At 67.7% G+C, this 22,072-nt stretch carries 21 protein-coding genes; 12 read left to right on the forward strand and 9 right to left on the reverse strand.

The window, feature by feature from the left end; translation table 11 throughout:
- The first annotated feature begins 4 nt into the window (after positions 1-4).
- From ACP15H_RS19885 to ACP15H_RS19920, 8 genes are all read left to right on the forward strand, one after another.
- Complete coding sequence (locus tag ACP15H_RS19885) at positions 5-1,288, forward strand: glutamate-5-semialdehyde dehydrogenase (protein ID WP_425067882.1); 1,284 nt, start codon at positions 5-7, stop codon at positions 1,286-1,288.
- 10 nt (positions 1,289-1,298) lie between these two features.
- On the forward strand, positions 1,299-2,387 hold the full coding sequence (locus tag ACP15H_RS19890) for a nicotinate-nucleotide adenylyltransferase (RefSeq protein WP_425067883.1): 1,089 nt from the start codon (positions 1,299-1,301) through the stop codon (positions 2,385-2,387).
- Positions 2,388-2,591: 204 nt separating this feature from the next.
- Positions 2,592-3,050: a 23S rRNA (pseudouridine(1915)-N(3))-methyltransferase RlmH gene (rlmH, locus tag ACP15H_RS19895; RefSeq protein ID WP_425067884.1), complete on the forward strand. Its 459-nt coding sequence runs from the start codon at positions 2,592-2,594 to the stop codon at positions 3,048-3,050.
- Between the two features lie 123 nt (positions 3,051-3,173).
- A complete protein-coding gene (locus ACP15H_RS19900; protein ID WP_425067885.1) occupies positions 3,174-3,701 on the forward strand; it encodes a hypothetical protein in 528 nt (175 codons plus the stop codon).
- Entirely contained in the window at positions 3,701-5,293 is a 1,593-nt protein-coding gene (gpmI, locus tag ACP15H_RS19905) for a 2,3-bisphosphoglycerate-independent phosphoglycerate mutase (RefSeq protein WP_425067886.1), read from the forward strand. The genes ACP15H_RS19900 and gpmI overlap by 1 nt, the downstream gene beginning before the upstream one ends.
- 129 nt (positions 5,294-5,422) lie before the next feature.
- Entirely contained in the window at positions 5,423-6,817 is a 1,395-nt protein-coding gene (locus tag ACP15H_RS19910) for a S41 family peptidase (RefSeq protein WP_425067887.1), read from the forward strand.
- A gap of 27 nt (positions 6,818-6,844) precedes the next feature.
- Positions 6,845-7,978: a divergent polysaccharide deacetylase family protein gene (locus tag ACP15H_RS19915; RefSeq protein WP_425069934.1), complete on the forward strand. Its 1,134-nt coding sequence runs from the start codon at positions 6,845-6,847 to the stop codon at positions 7,976-7,978.
- Between the two features lie 11 nt (positions 7,979-7,989).
- Positions 7,990-8,469, forward strand: a complete 480-nt coding sequence (locus ACP15H_RS19920; protein ID WP_425067888.1) for an RNA pyrophosphohydrolase — start codon at positions 7,990-7,992, stop codon at positions 8,467-8,469.
- Positions 8,470-8,617: 148 nt separating this feature from the next.
- On the opposite strand, the gene ACP15H_RS19925 is transcribed toward ACP15H_RS19920, so the two are convergent.
- From ACP15H_RS19925 to ACP15H_RS19955, 7 genes are all read right to left on the reverse strand, one after another.
- A complete protein-coding gene (locus tag ACP15H_RS19925; RefSeq protein ID WP_425067889.1) occupies positions 8,618-9,436 on the reverse strand; it encodes a ferritin-like domain-containing protein in 819 nt (272 codons plus the stop codon).
- Between the two features lie 112 nt (positions 9,437-9,548).
- On the reverse strand, positions 9,549-9,962 hold the full coding sequence (gene atpC / locus ACP15H_RS19930; RefSeq protein ID WP_425067890.1) for an ATP synthase F1 subunit epsilon: 414 nt from the start codon (positions 9,960-9,962) through the stop codon (positions 9,549-9,551).
- Positions 9,963-9,966: 4 nt separating this feature from the next.
- A complete protein-coding gene (atpD, locus tag ACP15H_RS19935; protein ID WP_324504425.1) occupies positions 9,967-11,391 on the reverse strand; it encodes a F0F1 ATP synthase subunit beta in 1,425 nt (474 codons plus the stop codon).
- Between the two features lie 36 nt (positions 11,392-11,427).
- Positions 11,428-12,312, reverse strand: a complete 885-nt coding sequence (locus ACP15H_RS19940; RefSeq protein ID WP_425067891.1) for a F0F1 ATP synthase subunit gamma — start codon at positions 12,310-12,312, stop codon at positions 11,428-11,430.
- A 17-nt stretch (positions 12,313-12,329) separates the two neighbouring features.
- Positions 12,330-13,856, reverse strand: a complete 1,527-nt coding sequence (atpA, locus tag ACP15H_RS19945; protein ID WP_425067892.1) for a F0F1 ATP synthase subunit alpha — start codon at positions 13,854-13,856, stop codon at positions 12,330-12,332.
- Entirely contained in the window at positions 13,856-14,410 is a 555-nt protein-coding gene (locus ACP15H_RS19950; protein WP_425067893.1) for a F0F1 ATP synthase subunit delta, read from the reverse strand. The genes atpA and ACP15H_RS19950 overlap by 1 nt, the downstream gene beginning before the upstream one ends.
- 187 nt (positions 14,411-14,597) lie before the next feature.
- Positions 14,598-16,769 carry a primosomal protein N' gene (locus ACP15H_RS19955; RefSeq protein ID WP_425067894.1) on the reverse strand — a complete coding sequence of 724 codons (2,172 nt, stop codon included), beginning with the start codon at positions 16,767-16,769 and terminating at the stop codon, positions 14,598-14,600.
- A gap of 109 nt (positions 16,770-16,878) precedes the next feature.
- On the opposite strand from ACP15H_RS19955, the gene fsa reads away from it, so the two are divergent.
- The 4 genes from fsa to ACP15H_RS19975 are packed head-to-tail and all read left to right on the forward strand — an operon-like array spanning position 16,879 to position 19,929.
- Entirely contained in the window at positions 16,879-17,535 is a 657-nt protein-coding gene (gene fsa / locus ACP15H_RS19960) for a fructose-6-phosphate aldolase (RefSeq protein WP_425067895.1), read from the forward strand.
- Between the two features lie 15 nt (positions 17,536-17,550).
- Positions 17,551-18,282, forward strand: coding sequence for a DUF484 family protein (locus ACP15H_RS19965; protein ID WP_425067896.1), 732 nt, complete (start codon positions 17,551-17,553; stop codon positions 18,280-18,282).
- 7 nt (positions 18,283-18,289) lie between these two features.
- The gene (locus tag ACP15H_RS19970; RefSeq protein WP_425067897.1) at positions 18,290-19,222 is read left to right on the forward strand and encodes a tyrosine recombinase XerC; all 933 of its coding nucleotides are present in this window, start codon (positions 18,290-18,292) and stop codon (positions 19,220-19,222) included.
- Positions 19,223-19,224: 2 nt separating this feature from the next.
- Positions 19,225-19,929, forward strand: coding sequence for an aspartate/glutamate racemase family protein (locus ACP15H_RS19975; protein WP_425067898.1), 705 nt, complete (start codon positions 19,225-19,227; stop codon positions 19,927-19,929).
- Here ACP15H_RS19975 and ACP15H_RS19980 read toward each other — a convergent pair.
- Positions 19,907-20,323 carry a GNAT family N-acetyltransferase gene (locus tag ACP15H_RS19980; protein ID WP_425067899.1) on the reverse strand — a complete coding sequence of 139 codons (417 nt, stop codon included), beginning with the start codon at positions 20,321-20,323 and terminating at the stop codon, positions 19,907-19,909. The two genes, ACP15H_RS19975 and ACP15H_RS19980, sit on opposite strands and share 23 nt — an antisense overlap.
- Before the next feature lie 31 nt (positions 20,324-20,354).
- Complete coding sequence (locus ACP15H_RS19985) at positions 20,355-21,938, reverse strand: B12-binding domain-containing radical SAM protein (protein WP_425069935.1); 1,584 nt, start codon at positions 21,936-21,938, stop codon at positions 20,355-20,357.
- Positions 21,939-22,072: the final 134 nt, after the last annotated feature.

The raw sequence follows: 22,072 nt of genomic DNA on the forward strand, positions 1-22,072 counted from the left end.
TCCCATGAACGTCCAGACCAAGCCCGCTGCCGAAGACGTCGTTTCCCTGGTGGCCGACCTCGGCCGCCGCGCCAAGGCCGCCGCCGCCGCGCTGCGCAACGCCTCGACCACGGCCAAGAACGCGGCCCTGCTCGAGGCGGCGCGTCTCATCCGCGCCGAGAAGGACGCGATCCTGGCCGCCAATGCGCGCGACATCGAGGCGGCGAAGGCCGCCGGCATGACGGCTGCGCTGCAGGACCGGCTGCTGCTGAACGAGGCGCGCGTCGAAGCGATGGCCAAGGGCCTCGACGACATCGCCGCCCTGCCCGATCCGGTCGGTGCCATCATCGAGGAATGGCGGCGGCCCAACGGGCTGGCGCTCAGCCGCGTGCGCGTGCCGATCGGCATCATCGGCGTGATCTACGAGGCGCGGCCCAACGTCACCGCCGATGCCGGCGCGCTGTGCATCAAGTCGGGCAACGTCGTGGTGCTGCGCGGCGGCTCCGACAGCTTCCATTCCTCGCGCACCATCGTCGAGCTGCTGCGCCGCGCGCTGGCCGGCGCCGGCCTGCCCGAGGATTGCGTGGCCCTGGTGCCGACCACCGACCGCGCCGCCGTGGGCGAGATGCTGCGCGCCATGGACTGGCTCGACCTGATCGTGCCGCGCGGCGGACGCTCGCTGATCGACCGCGTGACGCAGGAGAGCCGCGTGCCGGTGCTGCGCCACTACGACGGGATCTGCCATGTCTATGTCGACCGCGATGCCGACGTCGCGATGGCACGCGACCTCGTGGCCAACGCCAAGATGCGCCGGGTCAGCGTCTGCGGCTCGGCCGAGACCCTGCTGATCGACCGCGCCGCGCTCGACACCCATCTGAAGCCGGTGCTCGACAAGCTTCACGAGCTGGGCTGCGAAGTGCGCGGCGACGAGGAAGTCCGGAAGCGCGATTCCAGGGCGCTGGTCGCCACCGAGAAGGACTGGCGCACGGAATATCTCGAGCCGATCATTTCGGTCGCCACGGTCGACGGTGTCGCCGGCGCGATCGAGCACATCGCGCGCTACGGCAGCCAGCACACCGAATCGATCGTCACCGACAACGAGGCGACGGCGCAGCGTTTCCTGGGCGAGGTCGACAGCGCCATCGTGATGCACAATGCCAGCACCCAGTTCGCCGACGGCGGCGAGTTCGGCCTGGGCGCGGAGATCGGCATCTCGACCAACCGCATGCACGCGCGCGGCCCCGTCGGACTGGTCGAGCTGACCACCTACAAGAACATCGTGCGCGGCAAGGGTACGCTCAGGCCGTGAGTTTCCCCTCGTGAGCCTGCACCCGATGCCGGGCGTGTCGCGCGCCACCACGCGACGCATCGGCCTGCTGGGCGGCTCGTTCAATCCGGCCCATGCCGGCCACCGGCATATCAGCCTGGAGGCCCTGAAGCGCCTCGGCCTCGACGAAGTCTGGTGGCTGGTCTCGCCGCAGAACCCGCTGAAGAGCGGCGACGGCATGGAGCCGCTGTCCACCCGCGTGGCCCGCGCCCGTCAGGTCGCCCGTCATCCCCGCATCCGCGTCGAGGCGCCCGAGCTGATGCTCGGCACGCGCTATACGCTCGACACGGTGCAGGCGCTGCAGCACGTCTACCCCCATGCGAGGTTCGTGTGGCTGATGGGCGCCGACATCCTGCCCCAGCTCGTCGACTGGGCGGGCTGGCGCACCCTGTTCGGCACCGTGCCGATCGCCGCCTTCGCGCGGCCCGGCTGGAGCTATGCGGCGCTGGCCGCCCCGGCGCCGCGCACCTTCGAGCGTTTCCGCCTGCAAGCCACCGAGGCCCGCCGGCTCGCCACTTGCGAGCCGCCGGCCTGGTGCTTTATCCCGAGCAGGTTGGACAACCATTCCGCGACGGCCCTTCGCGCCGTGCGCCCCCAACGGACCAGAGCGAAAGGAAAGACCATCCCCGACCAGACCCGCACGCTTCCCGATCGAAGCAAAGATTCCGACGCGCTCCTCAAGCTGGTGCGCGAGTCCCTGGACGACAACAAGGCCGAGGGCGTCGTCGTCATCGACCTCAAGGGCAAGTCGGCCTTCGCCGATTACATGGTGATCGCCTCGGGCCGCTCGACCCGCCAGGTCGTGGCCATCGCCGAGAACCTCGCCGACAAGCTCAAACAGTCCGGCCGCGGCTACATTCCCGTCGAAGGCAAGCAGACCGGCGACTGGGTGCTGGTCGATGCCGGCGACGTGATCGTCCACGTCTTCCGCCCCGAAGCGCGCTCCTTCTATGCGCTCGAAAAGATGTGGGCGCTCGAGGACGAGGCCGCCGCCAAGCCGGTCAAGAAGGCTGCCGTGAAGAAGGCCGCGGTCAAGAAGGCGGCCCCCAAGCCGGCCGCCCGGCGCAAGCGCGCGTCGTGAACGCTCGGGCCATCGCGTATGGCCCGGGAGGCGCAGGCGCTCGCGTTTCGAGGAAAACGAAAGGTCCCTCGCTACGCTCGGGATGACACCGTTTTCTGGATCGGCGCACGGCGCGCACCTCACCAATGGTGTCATCCCGAACGAAGGGAGGGACCCTTGCGTGACGGGCGAGCCCTTCCCTGAACAGAGCCCCATGAGCACCGCTTGAAGATCACCATCGCCGCCATCGGCCGCGCCTCGCGCGGGCCGGAGCGGGATCTGTACGAACACTATGCCGGCCGCATCCGCTGGCCGCTGGTGCTGCGCGAGCTCGAGGAGAAGCGGAAGCTGCCGGCGCCGCAGCTCATGCAGCGCGAGGGCGAATTGCTGCTCGAGGCGGCCCCGGCCGGCGCGACGCTGGTGATGCTGGACCGCCGCGGCAAGGTCCTCGACAGCGAGGGTTTCGCGGCCCGCCTGGGGGGCTGGCGCGACACGTCGGTGTCGGACGTGGCCTTCCTGATCGGCGGCGCCGACGGCCACACCGAGGCGATGCTGAAAAAAGCCACGCTCATCCTGTCATTTGGCGCCATGACCTGGCCCCACCAGCTGGCGCGCGGGATGCTGGCCGAGCAGATCTACCGCGCTCAGCAACTTCTCGCCGGCCATCCGTATCATCGCGCCTGAAAAGGCGATTTTGCCTCTGTTCTGACGAAAAACCGGGGCTACATTGGCGCCATGCACCCATTCTCCCGGTGGCTCCTGGCCACTTCGTCCGCCCTCCTCCTAGCAGCCGCTTCGAGCGCCGCAATGGCGCAGTCGACGGCCCCGGCCACTCCGGTCGAGAAGCCGGGCGTGAAGCCCGTGCGCAGCATCCCGTACGTGTCGATCACGGGAGAAGACGGCAAGCAGCGCCACTACGAGACCAACGCCATTCCGCTCTTGTTCCACCGCGCCTGCTTCGGCTGGCGCATGTATCTCGGCGGGCCCAACCGGGTGGTGTCGCTGAAGGAGGTTCTGACGACCTCGCAGCCGGCCGAGCAGGTGATCGCCGGTCCCGAGACCGAAGTCAGCGCCGACAAGACCAAGGCCACGACGCGCATGCTCGAGACGGTTCAGGACGGCGTGCTGCAGCGTTCCTGGTGCATCATTCCGGGCGATCCGGCCGGGACCTACACTTACGATGTCAGCATCGACGGCGAGCCGCGCGGCGAGTTCGTGTTCTGCGCCATCGAGGTGCCGGACCAGAACCCCAACACCGATCCGCGCGATTTGAGCTGCCCCAACAAGTTCAACGCCGTCGAACGCGCCCGGCCGCAGCCGCGGAAGGCCTCGTGATGACCGCCAAGGCACCGCGTCCCGCCCTGCTCTGCATCCTCGACGGCTGGGGCCATCGCACCGATCCGCTGAACAATGCGATCCTCGACGCCCGCACGCCGAACTACGACCGGCTGGTCGCGACCTGCCCGCAGGGCCTGATCGACGCCTCGGAAAGCTTCGTCGGCCTGCCCAAGGGCCAGATGGGCAATTCCGAAGTCGGCCACATGAATCTCGGCGCCGGCCGCGTCGCCGTGCCCGACCTGCCGCGCATCGACAATGCCATCGAGGACGGCTCGCTGGCGCAGAACCCGATCCTCGGCCAGACGATCGCCCGGCTGAAGCAGAGCGGCGCGGCGCTGCATCTCATCGGCCTGGCCTCGCCGGGCGGCGTGCATGCCCACCAGGATCATCTGGTCTTCCTCGCCAACCTGGTCGCGGGTCACGGCGTGCCGGTCTGGATCCATGCCTTCCTCGACGGGCGGGACATGCCGCCGCGCAGCGCGCTGGAATGCCTCGACCATATCCAGGCGGGCCTGAAGCCCGGCCTGCCGATCCGCTTCGCCACCGTGATCGGTCGCTTCTACGCCATGGACCGCGACAAGCGCTGGGAGCGCGTGAGCGTGGCCTATGACGCGATGGTCGACGCGAAGGGTGAGCGCGCGACGACGGCGAAGGAAGCCGTCGACAAGGCCTATGCTGCCAAGCTCGACGACGAGTTCGTGCTGCCGACGGCGATCGACGGCTACACCGGCATGAAGGACGGCGACGGCCTGCTGATGTTCAATTACCGGTCCGACCGGGCGCGCGAGATCCTGACCGCGCTGCTCGATCCGCGGTTCGACGGCTTCAACCGCAACCGGGTCGTCGTCTTCGCCGAGACGGTCGGCATGGTCGAGTATTCGGCCGCGCTCAATCCGTTCCTCAAGACGCTGTTCCCGCCCGCGATCATCAAGATGGGCCTCGGCGAGACGGTGTCGCGCGCCGGCCTCAAGCAACTTCGCATCGCCGAGACCGAGAAGTACGCCCACGTCACGTTCTTCTTCAACGGCGGCGAGGAGCGCGTGTTCGAAGGCGAGGAGCGCATCCTCGTGCCGTCGCCCAAGGTGGCGACCTACGACATGAAGCCGGAGATGAGCAGCGGCGAGGTGACCGACAGGCTGGTCGAGGCGATCGGCTCCGGCACCTTCGACCTGATCGTGGTCAACTACGCCAATACCGACATGGTGGGCCATACCGGCGACCTCGGCGCCGCCATCAAGGCGGTGGAAGCCGTCGATGGCTGCCTCGGCCGCCTCATGCAGGCCATCCAGGCCGCCGGCGGCGTGATGTTCGTCACCGCCGACCACGGCAATGCCGAGCAGATGTACGACGAGCATTCGCACCAGAAGCACACCCAGCACACGCTCAATCGCGTGCCCGCGCTGCTGTTCAACGCGCCGGCCACGGTCCATTCCTTGTCGGACGGCAAGCTGGCCGATGTCGCGCCGACGATGCTGGCGCTGATGGGCCTGCCGCAGCCTGCGGAAATGACCGGCCAATCGATGCTCTCGACGGCCTCCCGACCGGCGGTCCTGGCCGCGCCGCGCCCAGCGGCCGCAGCTTCTGCCTGATTTGTGAAGCGGCGCCGGACCCCGACGCCTTGATCCTGCCAAAGACGCCCCTGTATCCTCCCTCCCACGCTGAAACTCCGGATCGCCGGGCCTCAAAGCCCCTGGCGACTCCCTCCTGAAGGCACCCAAATGACCTTTCTGCGCTTCGCCTCACTCGCCACGGCCGTGGCTTTCCTGGCTGCTCCTGCGCTCGCGCAGGACAAGGCCGACCCGAAGGCCGCCGGCGGCGACAAGAGCGAGCTCTATCAGCAGCTCAACCTGTTCGGCGACGTGCTGGAGCGGATCCGCCGCGACTATGTCGAGCCGGTCGAGGAGAAGCAGCTCATCGAGAATGCCATCAACGGCATGCTGAGCGCGCTCGACCCGCATTCCAGCTACATGAACCCCAAGTCGTACAAGGACATGCAGGTCCAGACGAAGGGTGAGTTCGGCGGCCTCGGCATCGAGGTCACGATGGACAACGGCGTCATCAAGGTCGTGTCTCCGATCGACGACACGCCGGCTTCCAAGGCCGGCATCCAGCCGGGCGACCTGATCTTCGCGCTGGACGGCGAGCCGGTGCAGGGCCTCACCCTGCAGGAAGCCGTCGAGAAGATGCGCGGCAAGGTCGGTGCGCCGATCAAGGTCTCGATCCGCCGCGGCACCAAGGACCCGTTCGACGTCACCCTGACCCGCGAGACCATCAAGGTGAAGCCGGTCAAGTTCCGCCTCGAAGGCGGCGACATCGGCTACATCCGCGTCACCTCCTTCACCGAGCAGACCACGCCGGGCGTCCTCGACGCCGTCGAGAAGCTCAAGAAGGAAGCCGGCAACAAGCTCAAGGGCTACATCATCGACCTGCGCAACAACCCGGGCGGCCTGCTCGACCAGGCCATCGCGATGTCGGACGCCTTCCTCGACAAGGGCGAGATCGTCTCGGTCAAGGCGCGCAAGAACGACGACGTTCAGCGCTGGAACGCCAAGCCGGGCGACGTCGCGGGCGGCCTGCCGATCGTCGTGCTGATGAACGGCGGCTCGGCCTCGGCCTCGGAAATCGTGGCCGGCGCGCTGCAGGATCATCGCCGGGCGATCATTCTCGGCACGCGCTCCTTCGGCAAGGGGTCGGTCCAGACCATCATGCAGGTGACCGGCGGCGGCGCGATCCGCCTGACCACGGCGCTCTACTTCACGCCGTCGGGCCGCTCGATCCAGAAGGAAGGCATCAAGCCGGACATCGAGGTCGAGCCCGCGAAGATCGAGAACATCCAGCAGCGTTCGAGCTTCCGCGAGGAAAACCTGCGCCGTTCGATCACCAACCCGAACGACAAGCCGGTGGCTCCGCCGCCGCCGGCGAAGCCCGCCGACGGCAAGCCGGAAGCCGCCAAGCCGGGCGACAAGACCGACGACAAGGCCGCCGGCCAGACCGCTCCGGTCGCGCCGGTCGATCCGGACGAGCCGCCGAAGGAGCAGGCGGCCGACTACCAGCTGCTGCGCGCGGCCGACCTGATCCGCGGCATCTCGCTCTACAGCAGCAAGGCCAACTGACCGGCCTGCGAGGATGACGGCGTGGCCATGCCCGGCGAACAGTCCAGCCGGCGCGTCGCTCTGGTCGCGAAGCCGCGGCCGGACCGGCGTGGCCTCGTCGCCGCCTACCTGCTGGTCTTCGGCCTGATCGCGGGCACCGCCGGCATCGCCTTCGGCGACTTCCTGGGAGCCACGCCTCAGATCGTCGACAGCGCCGTCGCCGCCTCGGCATCGGCACCGACACCCGCACCGGCACCGCCGGAAATTCAGGCGCTGCCGCTGCCCATCCGCCCGGCCGCGTCGTCGGGATTCCGCAAGCTGCCGGACGAAGAACGGGCCGGCATGGTCGAAATCACCGCCGACGGCCTGCGCCTGCCGCGCATCTCACCGGCCGGCTGGATGCCCTGGATCATCAATTCGCGACGCTTCGATCCGGCCGGCGCCCCGGCCCGGCTCGGCCTGCTGGTCATCAATGTCGGGGTCGACGAAGCCGCGATGCGCCGCGCGATCGAAGGCCTGCCGCCCGAGGTCAGCCTAGCCTTCCTGCCGGGCACGCCCGACCTGCCGCGCTGGCTCACCAGGGCCCGCACCTTCGGCCACGAAAGCTACCTGATGCTGCCGACCGACGATCCCGTGGTCGCCGAGCGCGGCGTCCGCTCGATCGACGCGGGCGTCGACGCAGCGGAGAACCTGCGCCGCCTGCGCGCCACCCTGGCGCGCGGCGAGGGCTATGTCGGCCTGGTGATCTCCGCAACCGACCGCGTGGCCCAGTCGGAGGCCGTGATGCGGCCACTGATCGCCGAGCTCGCCGAGCGCGGCCTTGCGCTGGTCGAGATCAATCCGGCCCAGGCAGCGACGCCGATTCAGCGCCTGACGGAAGAGCTGGGCGTGGGCTACGCCCGCAGCAGCGACGTGCTCGACTACAAGCTCGCGGGCGATGGCGTGGCCGGCAACATCGACCGGCTGAGCGTCTGGTTGGCCGAAACCGCGCCCAACCGGCCGCCCCGACACGCTTTCGGCGTGATGCAGCCCGACGAAGAAGCGATCACCGCCATCGCCGCCTGGTTCAAGGGCCGGCAAGGCAAGACCGCGCTTTCCTTCGTGCCCATCATCGGACATTTCGAATGCCGCGCCGCCTGCATGGCTCGCTTGCGGGCCAACCCCGCCCAACTCCGCCCGTGAAGACGCCCCCGATGACCTCCACCATGACCGGCCGCCCCGAAGAATATCGCCGCAACGTCGGGATGATGCTGATCGGCCCGGACCGCCGCGTCTTCGTCGGCTGCCGCGCCAACCAGCCTGACGCCTGGCAGATGCCCCAGGGCGGTATCGACAAGGGCGAGACGCCGGTCGAGGCCGCCTGTCGCGAACTTCACGAGGAGGTCGGCACGACCCGCGCGCTGCTGCTGCGCGAGAGCGCCGGCTGGATCTCCTACGACGTGCCCGAGGATCGCCGGCCGGCCTACTGGAAGGGCCGCTGGCGGGGTCAGGCGCAGAAGTGGTTCGCCCTGGCCTTCACCGGCACGGATGCCGACATCGACATCCATGCCCACGACCAGGAGTTCGTGGCCTGGCGCTGGATCGCCCCCGGCGAACTCGCATCGCTGATCGTGCCCTTCAAGCGGGCCGTCTACGACGCGGTGTTCGCGGAATTCGCCGATCTGATTTCCTGAGTCCCCGAGAGCCTCAGGCTTGTCATCGCGGGCGGGGTAACCCCCCGCCCTGGAGCGCAGCGAAGGATCTCGCATCCGCTACCGCGTGCTTCGGTCGATCCGTCGGGTCCTTCGCTTCGCTCAGGACGACAAATCTTAGCCAGCCGCCCTAAGCCCCCTGCGCGGCCAGCTTGGCGGCGTTGCGGCGGAGGAACCACAGCCCCGCGCGGGTCATCAGGTTGTTGAGCCGGCCCTGCGGTTCGAGCCCGACCGCCTTCAGCACCATCGCGATGGCGCGCTGCACATGGGTCTGCCGGTAGAGCGGATAGGCACGCCTTGCATAGGCCTGCATGTTGCGCTTGCGGTCGTAGACCGCGTCCGCCGGCGCGTTGGCGGCGAAGTAGGCATAGGCCAGCTCGTCGTCCTCGCTCTCGGCGAGACGTCCCCAGCCGATGCGCAGGCGCGACCAGCGGTTCAGGCGGTCGCGCTTCAGACAGCGATTGAGATGTTCGTAGAATAGCTTGTAGTGGCGGAATTCGTCGGCCGCGATCTTCTGGCAGACCTGCTTGAGCACCGGCTCCTCGGTCGCGTCCTTGAGGGCGCTGTAATAGGAGCTGGTACCGGTCTCGACGATGCAGCGGGCGATCATCTCGCCGGCCTGGCTGCCACGCACCGATTCACTGACGTGAAGGGGCAGCTTGTAGCCGGTGCGAAAACGCTCGAAGGCGGCGTCGAAATCCCACGAGGGGTCGGCAAGCTTGGCCCAGCGGCCCAGCGCCATGCCGTGCTGCACCTCCTCGACCACCCAGTTCTGCACGGCGTCCATGAACACGGCATCGCCGGCGAAGACCCGGCCGAGATAGATGCCGTAGTCGCCACCGTTCCGCTCCACCAGGGCCGCGGCCTTGATGTTGCGGAGGATCTCCGGATCCACCTTCGACGCGTCGAAGCGATCCCATGCGATCGACTCGAGTGTCCAGTTACCCATGAACGAGCACCCTCGGGGTGATGTCTTACCAGCGTAATAAAGCCAGCTCCGGCCCGCCTTTCAATGGCAGACCGGAGCACTTTTCGACTGAATTTGTGCAGTAGCGCTGAAATCAGCGGCTGGCGTAGAAAGCCTGTGCGCGCTTCAGATCCTGGGTAATCGCCAGGTTCTTCTCGGCGGTAGCCTTCTCGGCGGGCGTATCGGCGTCGGCAATGTCGCTACGGGCCGCGCGCTCACGCTCGTCGAGCTGCGCGACCGTCATCTGTTCGAAGGGCACCGCCTCGTCGGCCAGCACCGTGCAGCGCTCCGGCGTGACCTCGGCGAAGCCGCCGGCCACCAGGAAACGCTGCTGGACCTTGCCGCCCTGGTAGACCTCGAGGACGCCGGGGCGAACCGTCGAGATCAGCGGAGCGTGGCCCGGCAGGACACCGAAGTCGCCTTCGCTGCCCGGAACGACCACCATGTCGGCCTCGGTCGCGATCAGCTCGCGCTCGGGCATCACCAGACGGAAGGAGACCTTGGCCATCTGCTTAGGCCGCCTCGGCCGCGAGCTTCTTGGCCTTGGCGACCGCTTCCTCGATCGTGCCGACCATGTAGAAGGCCGGTTCCGGCAGCTCGTCGTACTCGCCGGCGAGGATGCCCTTGAACGCCTTGATCGTGTCCTCGAGCTTCACGAACACGCCCGGCGTGCCGGTGAACACTTCGGCCACGTGGAACGGCTGGCTGAGGAAGCGCTGCATCTTGCGGGCGCGGCTCACGACCAGCTTGTCCTCTTCCGAGAGCTCGTCCATGCCCAGAATGGCGATGATGTCCTGCAGCGACTTGTACTGCTGCAGCACGCGCTGGACCGAACGGGCGATGTCGTAGTGCTCCTGGCCGACGACGCGCGGGTCGAGCATGCGCGAGGTCGAGTCGAGCGGGTCGACGGCCGGGAAGATCGCCTGCTCGGCGATCGAGCGGCTGAGCACCGTCGTCGCGTCCAAGTGGGCGAACGAGGCGGCAGGCGCCGGGTCGGTCAAGTCGTCGGCGGGCACGTAGATGGCCTGCACCGAGGTGATCGAGCCCTTCTTGGTCGAGGTGATGCGCTCCTGCAGGCCGCCCATGTCGGTGGCCAGGGTCGGCTGATAACCCACCGCCGACGGGATGCGGCCCAGCAGCGCCGACACTTCCGAGCCGGCCTGGGTGAAGCGGAAGATGTTGTCGACGAAGAACAGCACGTCCTGGCCTTCGGCGTCGCGGAAGTATTCGGCGACGGTGAGGCCCGACAGCGCGACACGGGCGCGGGCGCCCGGCGGCTCGTTCATCTGGCCGTACACCAGCGCCACCTTCGAGCCCGGACCGTCGAGCTTGATGACGCCGCCCTCGATCATCTCGTGATAGAGGTCGTTGCCTTCGCGGGTACGCTCGCCGACGCCGGCGAACACCGACACACCGCCATGCGCCTTCGCGACGTTGTTGATCAGCTCCATGATCGTCACGGTCTTGCCGACGCCGGCGCCGCCGAACAGGCCGATCTTGCCGCCTTTGGCGTAGGGCGCGAGCAGGTCGATGACCTTGATGCCCGTGACCAGGATCTGCGCTTCCGTCGACTGCTCGACGAACTCGGGCGCGCTGCGATGGATCGGCAGGGTGGTCTTGTTGCCGACCGGACCGCGCTCGTCGATCGGCTCGCCGATGACGTTCAGGATGCGGCCGAGCGTCTCCGGCCCGACCCGCATCTGGATCGGCGCGCCGGTATCGACGGCCTTCTCGCCGCGGACCAGACCGTCGGTCGTATCCATCGCGATGGTGCGAACTTCGGATTCACCGAGATGCTGGGCGACTTCCAGCACGATCAGGCGTCCGTCGGCATTCACGTGCAGCGCGTTCAGGATGTTCGGCAGATCGGCGTCGAAACGCACGTCCACGACCGCGCCCGTGATCTGGGTGATCGTGCCGATGTTGTTGGTAGCCATAGCGGATCCCTTTCCTTCGATTGCTTGGCAGCCGGCCTAGACGGCCTCGGCGCCCGAGATGATCTCGATGAGTTCCTTGGTGATCGAGGCCTGGCGCGAGCGGTTCATCTGCAGCGTCAGTTTCTTGATCACGTCGCCTGCGTTGCGCGAGGCGTTGTCCATGGCCGTCATCTGCGAGCCGTAGAAGCTCGCCGAGTTCTCCAGCAGGATGCGGAAGATCTGGACGGTGAGATTGCGCGGCAGCAGGTCGGCGAGGATCTCGCCCTCGTCCGGCTCGAACTCGTAGATCGCGCCGCCGGCGGCCGCCGGTGCGGCCGACGCTTCCGGCATCGGCGGCGGGATGAGCTGCTGCACGGTGACGATCTGGGTCATCGCCGACTTGAAGTGATTGAAGATCACCTTGGCGACGTCGAATTCGCCCGCGTCGTACATCTCCATGACGCGCGCGGCGATCTTCTGGGCGTCCGCGAAAGACAGGCGCGGGCGGCCGAGATCGGTCATCGTCTCGACGATCATGGAACCGAAGTCACGACGCAGCTGCTCGCGGCCCTTGCGGCCGACGCAGAAGATCTTGACCGTCTTGCCCTCGGCCAGCAGCGCGCGGATCTGGCGGCGCGCCTCGCGCACGATCGTGCTGTTGAAGCCGCCGCACAGGCCACGGTCGCCGGTGGCGACGATGACGAGATGCACCTGGTCGGACCCCGTGCCCACCAGCAGTCGCGGACCGCCGGAAGCGCCCTGGAAGCTCGCGCCGAGCGACGCCAGGATCTTGTCCATGGACTCCGCATAGGGGCGGGCCGCGGCGGCCTGCTCCTGCGCGCGCCGCAGCTTGGCGGCGGCAACCATCTTCATGGCCTTGGTGATCTTCTGCGTCGACTGGACGCTTCGGATCCGCAGCCGGTAGGTCTTGAGACTGGGCATCTAAACCTGCGAGCGCCTTAGGCGAACTTCTTGACGAAATCGCCGAGGAACGCCTTCAGCTTGTCGTCGGTCTCCTTGACGATCTCGCGCTTCTCGCGGATCGACGCGAGGATCGAGCCTTCGGCGCGGATGGCGTCGAGCAGCTGGTGCTCGAAGTCGTTGACCTTGTTCACCGGCAGCGTGTCGAGGAAGCCGCGGGTGCCGGCATAGAGCGACACGACCTGCTCTTCGACCGGCATCGGCGCGAACTGTCCCTGCTTCAGCAGCTCGGTGAGGCGCTGACCGCGCGCCAGGAGGCGCTGGGTCGAGGCGTCGAGGTCCGAGGCGAACTGGGCGAAGGCGGCCATTTCGCGATACTGCGCCAGCTCCAGCTTGATGGTGCCGGCGACCTGCTTCATCGCCTTGATCTGCGCGGCCGAGCCGACGCGGCTGACCGACAGACCGACGTTAATGGCCGGACGGATGCCCTGATAGAACAGCTCGGTCTCGAGGAAGATCTGGCCGTCGGTGATCGAGATCACGTTGGTCGGGATGTAGGCCGAGACGTCGCCGGCCTGCGTCTCGATGATCGGCAGCGCCGTCAGCGAGCCCGAACCGTTCTTCTCGTTCAGCTTGGCAGCGCGCTCGAGCAGGCGCGAATGGAGATAGAACACGTCGCCGGGATAGGCTTCGCGGCCCGGCGGGCGGCGCAGCAGCAGCGACATCTGGCGGTAGGCGACGGCCTGCTTGGAAAGATCGTCATACACGATCACGGCGTGCATGCCGTTGTCGCGGAAGTACTCGCCCATGGCGCAGCCGGTGTAGGGCGCCAGGAACTGCATGGGGGCCGGGTCGGACGCGGTGGCGGCGACGACGATGGAGTATTCCAGCGCGCCGTTGTCCTCGAGCGTCTTCACGATCTGGGCGACGGTCGAGCGCTTCTGGCCGATGGCGACGTAGACGCAGTAGAGCTTGCGGCTCTCGTCGGTGCCCTTGTTGATGCCCTTCTGGTTGAGGAAGGTGTCGATCGCGACGGCGGTCTTGCCGGTCTGGCGATCGCCGATGATCAGCTCACGCTGGCCACGGCCGACGGGGACCAGCGAGTCGACGGCCTTGAGGCCGGTCTGCATCGGCTCGTTCACCGACTTGCGCGGGATGATGCCCGGCGCCTTCACTTCGACGAGCTTGCGCTCGGCCGCCACGATCGGGCCCTTGCCGTCGATCGGGTTGCCGAGACCGTCGACCACGCGGCCGAGCAGGCCCTTGCCGACCGGAACGTCGACGATGGTGCCGGTACGCTTGACGGTGTCGCCTTCGCGGATCGTGCGATCCTCACCGAAGATAACGACGCCGACATTGTCGCTCTCGAGGTTCAGCGCCATGCCCTTGATGCCGCCGGGGAACTCGACCATCTCACCGGCCTTGACGCTGTCGAGGCCGTAGACGCGCGCGATGCCGTCACCGACGGACAGAACCTGGCCGACCTCGGCCACTTCGGCCTCGGTGCCGAAGTTGGCGATCTGCTGCTTCAGAATGGCCGAGATTTCGGCGGCACGGATATCCATTAGGCAACTCCCTTCATGGCAAGCTGCAAGCGCTGCAGCTTGCTTCGGACGGATGAATCGAACAGGCGCGAACCGACCTTCACGACGAGACCGCCGAGAATGTCGGGTTCGACGCGTGCGTCGATGGAAACCTTGTTACTGCCCAGCACGGCACGCAGCGAATCGCTGAGCTGCTGCAACTGGGCGGGGGAAAGCGGAACGGCCGAGGTGACCGTCGCGGTGGTCTCGCCGCGGCGAGAGGCCAGCTCGGCCAGGAAGGCCGTGGCCATCGCCGGCAGATCGCGGGCGCGACCGTTGGCGGCCACAGTACCGACGAAATTGCGCGTCAGACCGGAAATGCCGGCGGCATCGAGGACGGCGAGCAGCGCCTTGCCCTGCAGGGCGCGCGGAATGACCGGGCTGGCGATCAGCCGGGCGAGGTCCGCGCTCTCGGCGACGAGCTTGCGGAACGTGGCGAGGTCCTGCGCGACCTGATCCAGGGACTTCGAGCCGTCCGCTAGGTCAAAAAGGGCGCTGGCGTAGCGTCCGGCAACGCCGGTGGTTGCGGTGGTCACGTCGAGAGCCTCTCCCCTGCCGCGGAACGCGGCCGGCAAGCCATTGAAATTACACGCTTTTCTTCAGCAGAACGCCCCGCGTCGCTTGCCGCCCCACCCCGGAAAAGCGCGCGTTGCTACCATGCTGCATTTCCCGGCGCAACGTCGGCAAAGCACTGTTCTACAGCGGTTTTTCGGCGCGGGGGTCTCAGAGGAAGGAATAGGGGTCGACATCGACCTGCAGCCGGACCGAACCCGGAAGGCCGATCCGCTCAAGCCAGGCGTGCAGCAAGGGCTGTACGGCGGTGTCGCGACCGGCCTTGAGGAGGAAGCGCCGCCGGTGCCGTCCGCGCAGCAAGGCCATCGGTGCGACCGACGGCCCCAGGATGGTGACGCCCTCCTGCTGCGGCGCCCGTCGGGCGAGCGCGGCGCAGACATTGTCGACCGCCACGGGGTCCGGTCCCGAAATGATCAGGGAGGCCAGCCGCCCATAAGGCGGCATGCCGGCCAAAGCGCGGTCCTGGAGCTCGACGTCGACGAAGCGGTCGCGATCGCCCGACACCAGCGCCTGCATCACCGGATGCTCCGGATTGTGGGTCTGGATCAGCGCCCGGCCCGGCCGCCCGTCGCGGCCGGCACGGCCCGCGACCTGATAGAGGAGCTGGAAGGTCCGCTCGGCCGCGCGCAGATCGCCGCCGTTCAGGCCGAGATCGGCATCGATCACGGCCACCAGGGTCAGGTTCGGGAAATGATGCCCCTTCGCCGCCATCTGCGTGCCGATCAGGATGTCGATCTCGCCCTTCTCCATGCGATCGACCGCCGCCGACGCCTCGTCGCGGCTCATCAGACTGTCCGAGGTGAAGAGCTCCAGGCGCGCCTCGGGAAAGAGCTCCAGCGCTTCCTCGGCCAGCCGCTCGACACCGGGACCGCAGGCCACGAACTGGTCGACCGCGCCGCAGTGCCGGCAGGTCTGGGCCGGCGGCTCGGAATAGCCGCAATGATGGCAGACCAGGGTGCGGCGGAACCGATGCTCGACCAGCCAGGCCGAGCATTGCGGACATTCGAGCCCCGAGCCGCAGGCCCGGCAGAGCGTGATCGGCGCATAGCCGCGGCGATTGAGGAACAGCAGCGTCTGCTCCCCGGCCGCCAGTGTCTCCTTCATCGCCTCGACCACCGGCGGCGACAGCCAGCGGCCGCGCGACGGCGCATCGCGCCGCAGGTCGATCGCCGACAGGGCCGCGAGCCGATGCCCGCCGTGACGGCCGGGAAGATGGACCTCGCCATAGCGGCCGGTCTTCACGTTGACGACGCTTTCGAGCGACGGCGTCGCCGATGCCAGCACGATCGGGGCGGACGCGAGGCGCGCGCGCACCACGGCCATGTCGCGCGCATTGTAGACGACGCCCTCGTCCTGCTTGAACGAACTGTCGTGCTCCTCGTCGACCACGATGAGGCCCAGATCGGCGAAGGGCAGGAACAGCGCGGACCGTGCGCCGACCACCACGCCCACCCGCCCCTCTGCGATGGCCCGCCAGGTTTCGCGGCGTTCCAGACTGGTGAGGCCGGAATGCCAGGGCGAGGGCTGCGCGCCGAACCGGTCCTCGAAGCGCTTCAGCCACTGCGCCGTCAGCGCAATCTCCGGCAGCAGCACCAGCACCTGACGGCCGGCGGCCAGACAGGCGGCGATCGCCTCGAAATAGACTTCCGTCTTGCCGGCGCCCGGCACGCCGTCGAGCAGGGTCGCCGAGAACGCATGGGCCTTCACCTTCCCGACCAGCCCGTCGGCGGCGATCTTCTGGGCCGGCGACAGGGTCGGCCCCACATGCAAACCGTCCGGCCGGGGAAAGGATCGACGCACGATGCGTTCCTCGGTCTCCAGCAGTCCGAGCTGCGCCATGCTCTTGACGACCGACGTGCCGACGCCCGCGAGATGCGCCAGTTCCGCGGCCGCCATCGCCGGCCCGTCCTTCAACTGCTCCAGCACGCGACGGCGCGCCGCGGTGAGCTTCAGCGCCGTGTCGCCGGTCGCCGGGGCCGGGCGATAGATGAGTTCGGTCTTGGGCGCCTCGAGTGCCGAGGGCACGCTCATCGCCATGCGCAGCACGGCCCCTGCAGGCATCAGCGTGTAGGCCGACACCCAGTCGACGAAGCGGCGCATCCCATCGGCCATGGGCAAGGCGGGAAGGACGGCGATCACATCGCGCAACTTCTCCGGCGCGACATTGCCCGTGCCCGCGCCCCAGACGACGCCGACGCATTCGCGCTTGCCCAGCGGCACGACGACGAAATGCCCCGGCACCACCGCCATCCCGTCCGGAACTCGATAGTCGTAGGCATCGCCGAGCGGCAGCGGCAGCAGGACCTTGATGGTGTTTTCCACCGGTTCGAGACGCGACGACGCGGTCCCCTTGGCTTGTGGCTCCGAAGGGGAATCGCTAGAAATTGTGGTAACAGGCGAGTCCGAACCATCGGCCATTGGGGTAGTTTATATGAAGTTCTTCGTCGATACCGCCGATGTCGCCGATATCAAGGATCTCGCGGCCTCCGGCCTGCTCGACGGCGTGACGACCAACCCCTCGCTGATCGCCAAGTCGGGCCGCCAGATGCTCGACGTCATCAAGGAGATCTGCGCCATCGTCCCGGGCCCGGTCAGTGCCGAAACCGTCGCGACCGACCACAAGACGATGCTCGAGGAAGGCCGCAAGCTCGCCAAGCTCGCGAAGAACGTCACGGTGAAGGTGCCGCTGACGCCGGACGGGCTCAAGACCTGCAAGGTGCTGACCTCCGAAGGCACCATGGTGAACGTCACCCTGTGCTTCTCGGCGGCGCAGGCGCTGCTGGCCGCCAAGGCCGGCGCCACCTTCGTCTCGCCGTTCGTCGGCCGGCTCGACGATATCGGCCAGGACGGCATGCATCTCATCGCCGAGATCATGACGATCTACCGCCAGTATCCGCACTTCAAGACCGAGGTTCTCGTCGCCTCGATCCGCCATACCCAGCACGTGATCGCGGCTGCCAAGCTCGGCGCCCATGTCGGCACCCTGCCGCCCAACGTGCTGCGCCAGCTCTTCAAGCACACCCTGACGGACAACGGTCTCAAGGCCTTCCTCGACGACTGGGCCAAGACCGGCCAGTCGATCCTCTGACCCGGAGACGGGCGCATGGCCAATGACGGTACGATTCCGGCGCCCGACGGCTCCGGCCGGCAGGTGAAGCTGATCACCGCCGACGACGTCGTGGCCTATCTCAAGGCCCATCTCGATTTCTTCGACAAGCATGGCGAGCTGGCCGCCGAAATGGGCGTCACGCCGAGGGTCCAGGGGCCGGGCGTCATCGACATGCAGCAGGCGATCCTGAAGCGCCTGCGCGGCGAGATCGAGAAGCTCAAGGTCGAGCGCACCGAGATCATCGCCAACTCCAAGCAGAACCAGATCGTCCAGAACCGCATCCAGGCGGCGGTCATCAGCATCATCCAGGCGACGACCTTCGAGAAGATGATCCATGTCGTGACGCACGAGCTGCCCGAGCTGCTCGACGTCGACTTCATCACGCTCGCCATCGAGGCCAATGCCGACGCCCCCAAGCGCGTGCCGGTGCGCGGCGTCTACGTGCTGGCGCCGGGCGCCATCGATGCCGCCATCGGACCGGACAAGCATGCCCGCCTGCGGTCCAGCATCGTGGGCGAGGAAGCGTTCTTCGGCGACGTGGCGCGCTTCGTGAAGTCCGACGTGCTGATGCGCCTGCAGGTCTCGTCGGGCTCGCCCGACGGCGTCATGTGCTTCGGCGCGCGCGATCCGGAAGCCTTCGGGCCGGAGATGGCGACCGAGCTCCTGTTCTTCCTGTCGAAGGTGCTGGAGAACACGATCCGCGCCTGGCTCGACCTGCCGGAGTGACAGCGAGGTGAGGGTCGCCGACGCACTGGAAGCGTGGCGCGACTGGCTGAAGAGCGAGCGCCGGCTCGCCGACCACACGCTCATCGCCTACGAACACGACGTCGCGACTTTCCTCGGCTTCATGGCGACCTATCTCGGCGAGGCGCCGACGCTCGAGGCGCTCGCCCGGCTGAAACCCGCCGAGTTCCGCGCCTGGCTGGCCGAGCGTTCGCGCCAGGGCATGGCGCGCTCCTCGACGGCGCGCGCCTTCTCCTCGGTGCGCTCCTTCTTCCGCTTCCTCGACAAGAACAAGCTCGCCCACAATGCGAGCATCGCCACCATCCAGACGCCCAAGCTGCCGCGCTCCGTGCCGAAGGCGCTGAGCGAGCGCGACATGGAGGATCTGCTCGCGGCCGAGCCCGACCGCGAGCGCGCGCCGTGGATCGACCTGCGCGATGCCGCGGTGCTGATCCTGCTCTACGGCGCGGGCCTGCGCATCGGCGAAGCGCTGGCGCTCACGAAGGCAGAGGTCGACGAGCTGCTGAAGAGCGGCCGCGACACGCTCGCCGTGACCGGCAAGGGCAACAAGACGCGGCTGGTGCCGCTGCTGCCGCAGGCGCTGCAGGCGCTTCGGAAGTACCGCGATGCCTGCCCGTGGCTGGCCGCGGCGAAAGCCTCCGACCGCGTCTTCATGGGGGCGCGCGGCGGCGCGCTCGATCCCGCCATCGTGCAGAAGCGGGTGCGCGAGATCCGTCGCGACCTCGGCCTCGCCGAAAGCGTGACGCCGCACGCGCTGCGCCACTCCTTCGCCACCCATCTGCTGGGCGCCGGCGGCGACCTGCGCACCATCCAGGAACTGCTGGGGCACGCCTCGCTGTCGACGACCCAGCGCTATACCGACGTCGACGCGGCACGTCTCGCCGCCGTCTATCGCGCCGCCCATCCGCGCGCCAAGGGATGACCATGACCCAGCATATCGGCATCGTCGCCTGCTCCGCCGAGGGCGCAGCGCTCTGCTACAAGACCATCTGCGTCGCGGGCGCGGGCCTCATGGGTCCGCACGCCCACCCCGAAGTCTCGCTGCACACGCACTCGCTGGCCGACTATGTCGAGTGCCTCGACCGCGGCGACCGCGCCGGCGTGGCCAAGCTGATGCTGTCATCCGCCAACAAGCTCGCACGAGGCGGTGCGGACTTCCTGATCTGCCCCGACAACACGATCCATCAGGCGATGGAGCAGGTGCTGCCGCACTCGCCCTTGCCCTGGCTGCACATTGCCGAAGTCGTCGCCGCCGAAGCGAGGACGCGGGGCTACCGCAAGCTCGGCATCACCGGCACGCGCTGGCTGGTCGACAGCGAGGTCTATCCGGAGAAGATCGAGGCCGAAGGACTTGCGTGGCTGAGGCCGACCGAGACCGAGCGAGACGAAACCAGCCGCATCATCATGGACGAGCTGGTGCAGAGCCGCTTTACGCCGCAAGGCATCGCCACCTTCCAGCGGGTGATGGGCCATATGAAGGAACAGGGCTGCGATGCCGTCGTGCTGGGCTGCACCGAGATCCCGCTGATCATGAACGACGGCAACTCGCCGCTGCCGACGCTCGATTCGACGCGGCTGCTCGCCCGCGCGGCCCTGAAGCGTGCCGTTACAGAGGCTTCCGGAAGATGATCTCGCCGTCGTCCTGGCGGCCGGTCTCCTCCCAGCCGTTTTCCCGGTAGAAGCGCTCGGCCCGCGTGCCGGGTCCGGTGGTCAACGTCGCCACGGCAAACCCTGCGGCCCGCAGATCCTCGCAGGCCAGCGGCAGCAGCGCGCGACCGAGGCCACGGCCCTCATAGTCCGGATGGACGAACAGGCCGAAGATCGTGCCGTCGCGCGGATCGGCGACGGAAAAGCCCTGCACGGCGCCCGCCTCCTCCCACACCCAGAAGGTCGCATTCTCGAAGATCCAGTTGGCGGTCGTCTCGACCTTGCCCGCGGAGGCGGCGCTGAGCTGGTTCTCGCGAACGGCGAGACGCACTTCCGAAATGCGGGGACGGTCGGCAGTCGTCGCTTTGCGGATCATGAAGGCCCAGGTGTCGATGAGGGGCGCGACCCTACACGGCCCGTTGCAGAACGCCAGCCCCTCGTACCGGCGGTTGCAAGGGCGATTCGCGGTCGAGTATCGCGATCTGCCGATCGATCTCCGCGACGACAGACTTCGCGAACGGCCCCAGATGCAGGTAGAGCGTGATCTGGATGACCACGACTTCGAGGGCGGCAGGGTTGTGCCGCGCGATGTCGACGAAGGTCCGCCAGAAATGGCGGGCCAGGAACGGGTGGGTGACGGTCATCCTCCACATCAGGCGCAGCAACGTGTTTCGGTCGCGCGCCGACACGACCGGCCGCGCCGTCACGGGATGGCTGGGCCGCCGCAGGGTGAGGCCCGACCGTCGGACGCGGTCGAAATAGGCCGCCGGACGGTAAGTCGCTTCGAGGATCGCCCTGTAGTCCCTCAGAATGTCGGCGCGCGGCCGCCGGGTCACGAAATTCAGTCCGGCCGTGCATTGATCGCCCCGCCCCATGTCGTTGAAGGGCAGCAATCGGCCCTCCTTCTCGAGGCGGCGGGTGAGCTGCGTCGTCGGCAGGGCGGTCAGCAGGCCGACCATGCAGACCGCAATGTCGGTGGCCTCGATGCACTCGATCATCGTGTCGGCCACGCCAAGCTCCTCGGTGTCGAAGCCCACGATGAAGCCGGCGATCACCATCATCCCCGCGGCATGGATCCGGTGGACGCTGTCGGCCAGGCTGCGGCGCGTGTTCTGCTTCTTGCGTGTCGAGACGAGGGTTGCGGTGTCCGGACTCTCGATGCCGACGAAGATGGCGAAGAAATTGGCGCGCCGCATCATGTCGAGCAGCTCGGCGTCGTCGGCCAGGTTGATGGAAGCCTCGGTCGAGAACATGAAGGGATAGCCGGTGCTCTTCTGCCAGGCCTCGAGCGCGGGCAGGAACTGCTTCAGCGCCTTCTTGTTGCCGATGAGATTGTCGTCGACGAAGTCGACATGGCCGCGATAGCCGGCATCGTGCAGCGCCTGCAGCTCGGCCAGCATCTGCGGCACGGTCTTGGAGCGCGGCATACGGCCGAACAGCTCGATGATGTCGCAGAATTCGCAGTTGAACGGACAGCCGCGCGAGAACTGTACGCCAACGAAAAGATAATGGCTGAAATCGATCAGGTCGAAGCGCGGGACCGGGCTCGTCGTGATGTCCGCTTTGAATTTTTCGCCCTCGAAGCGTCCACGCCGCGCGCCCGACTCCCATGCCTCGACGAATTGTCCGATCACGCCCTCGGCTTCGCCGATGACCAGGAAGTCCGCGTGTTCGAAGAGGTCGGGACTGGACATGGCGTCCGGTCCTCCGACGACCACCGGCTTGCCCTGCGCCTGCGCCATCGCGATGACCTCGAGCGAGTCGACGCGCTGCGGCAGCATCCCGCCGGTCATCACCATGTCGGCCCAGGCGATGTCGGCCGGGTCGAGCGCCTCGGCGTTGCGGTTCACGAGCCTGATGTTCCAGTCGCGCGGCAGCAACGCGGCGAGCGTGATGAGGCCAAGCGGCGGTGCCGGGCACCGCACGCCGTGGATGTCGCAAGCCGCCTGCAGGCTCCAGAAGGAGTTCGGATTGAAGCGCGGGAAGATCATGAGAACATTCGGTGTCGTCACGGCCGCTCCTTCGCCTGGTATCGGGAAAAAGCATCAGCAATCGTCGATCGAATGGCGGTCTGTCCGCTTGGTTACACAGTGGAGGCGGCGAACTCTTCGGCAAAGTTGAACAC

It is taken from the genome of Reyranella sp. (assembly GCF_965249915.1).
Taxonomy (GTDB): Bacteria; Pseudomonadota; Alphaproteobacteria; order Reyranellales; family Reyranellaceae; genus Reyranella.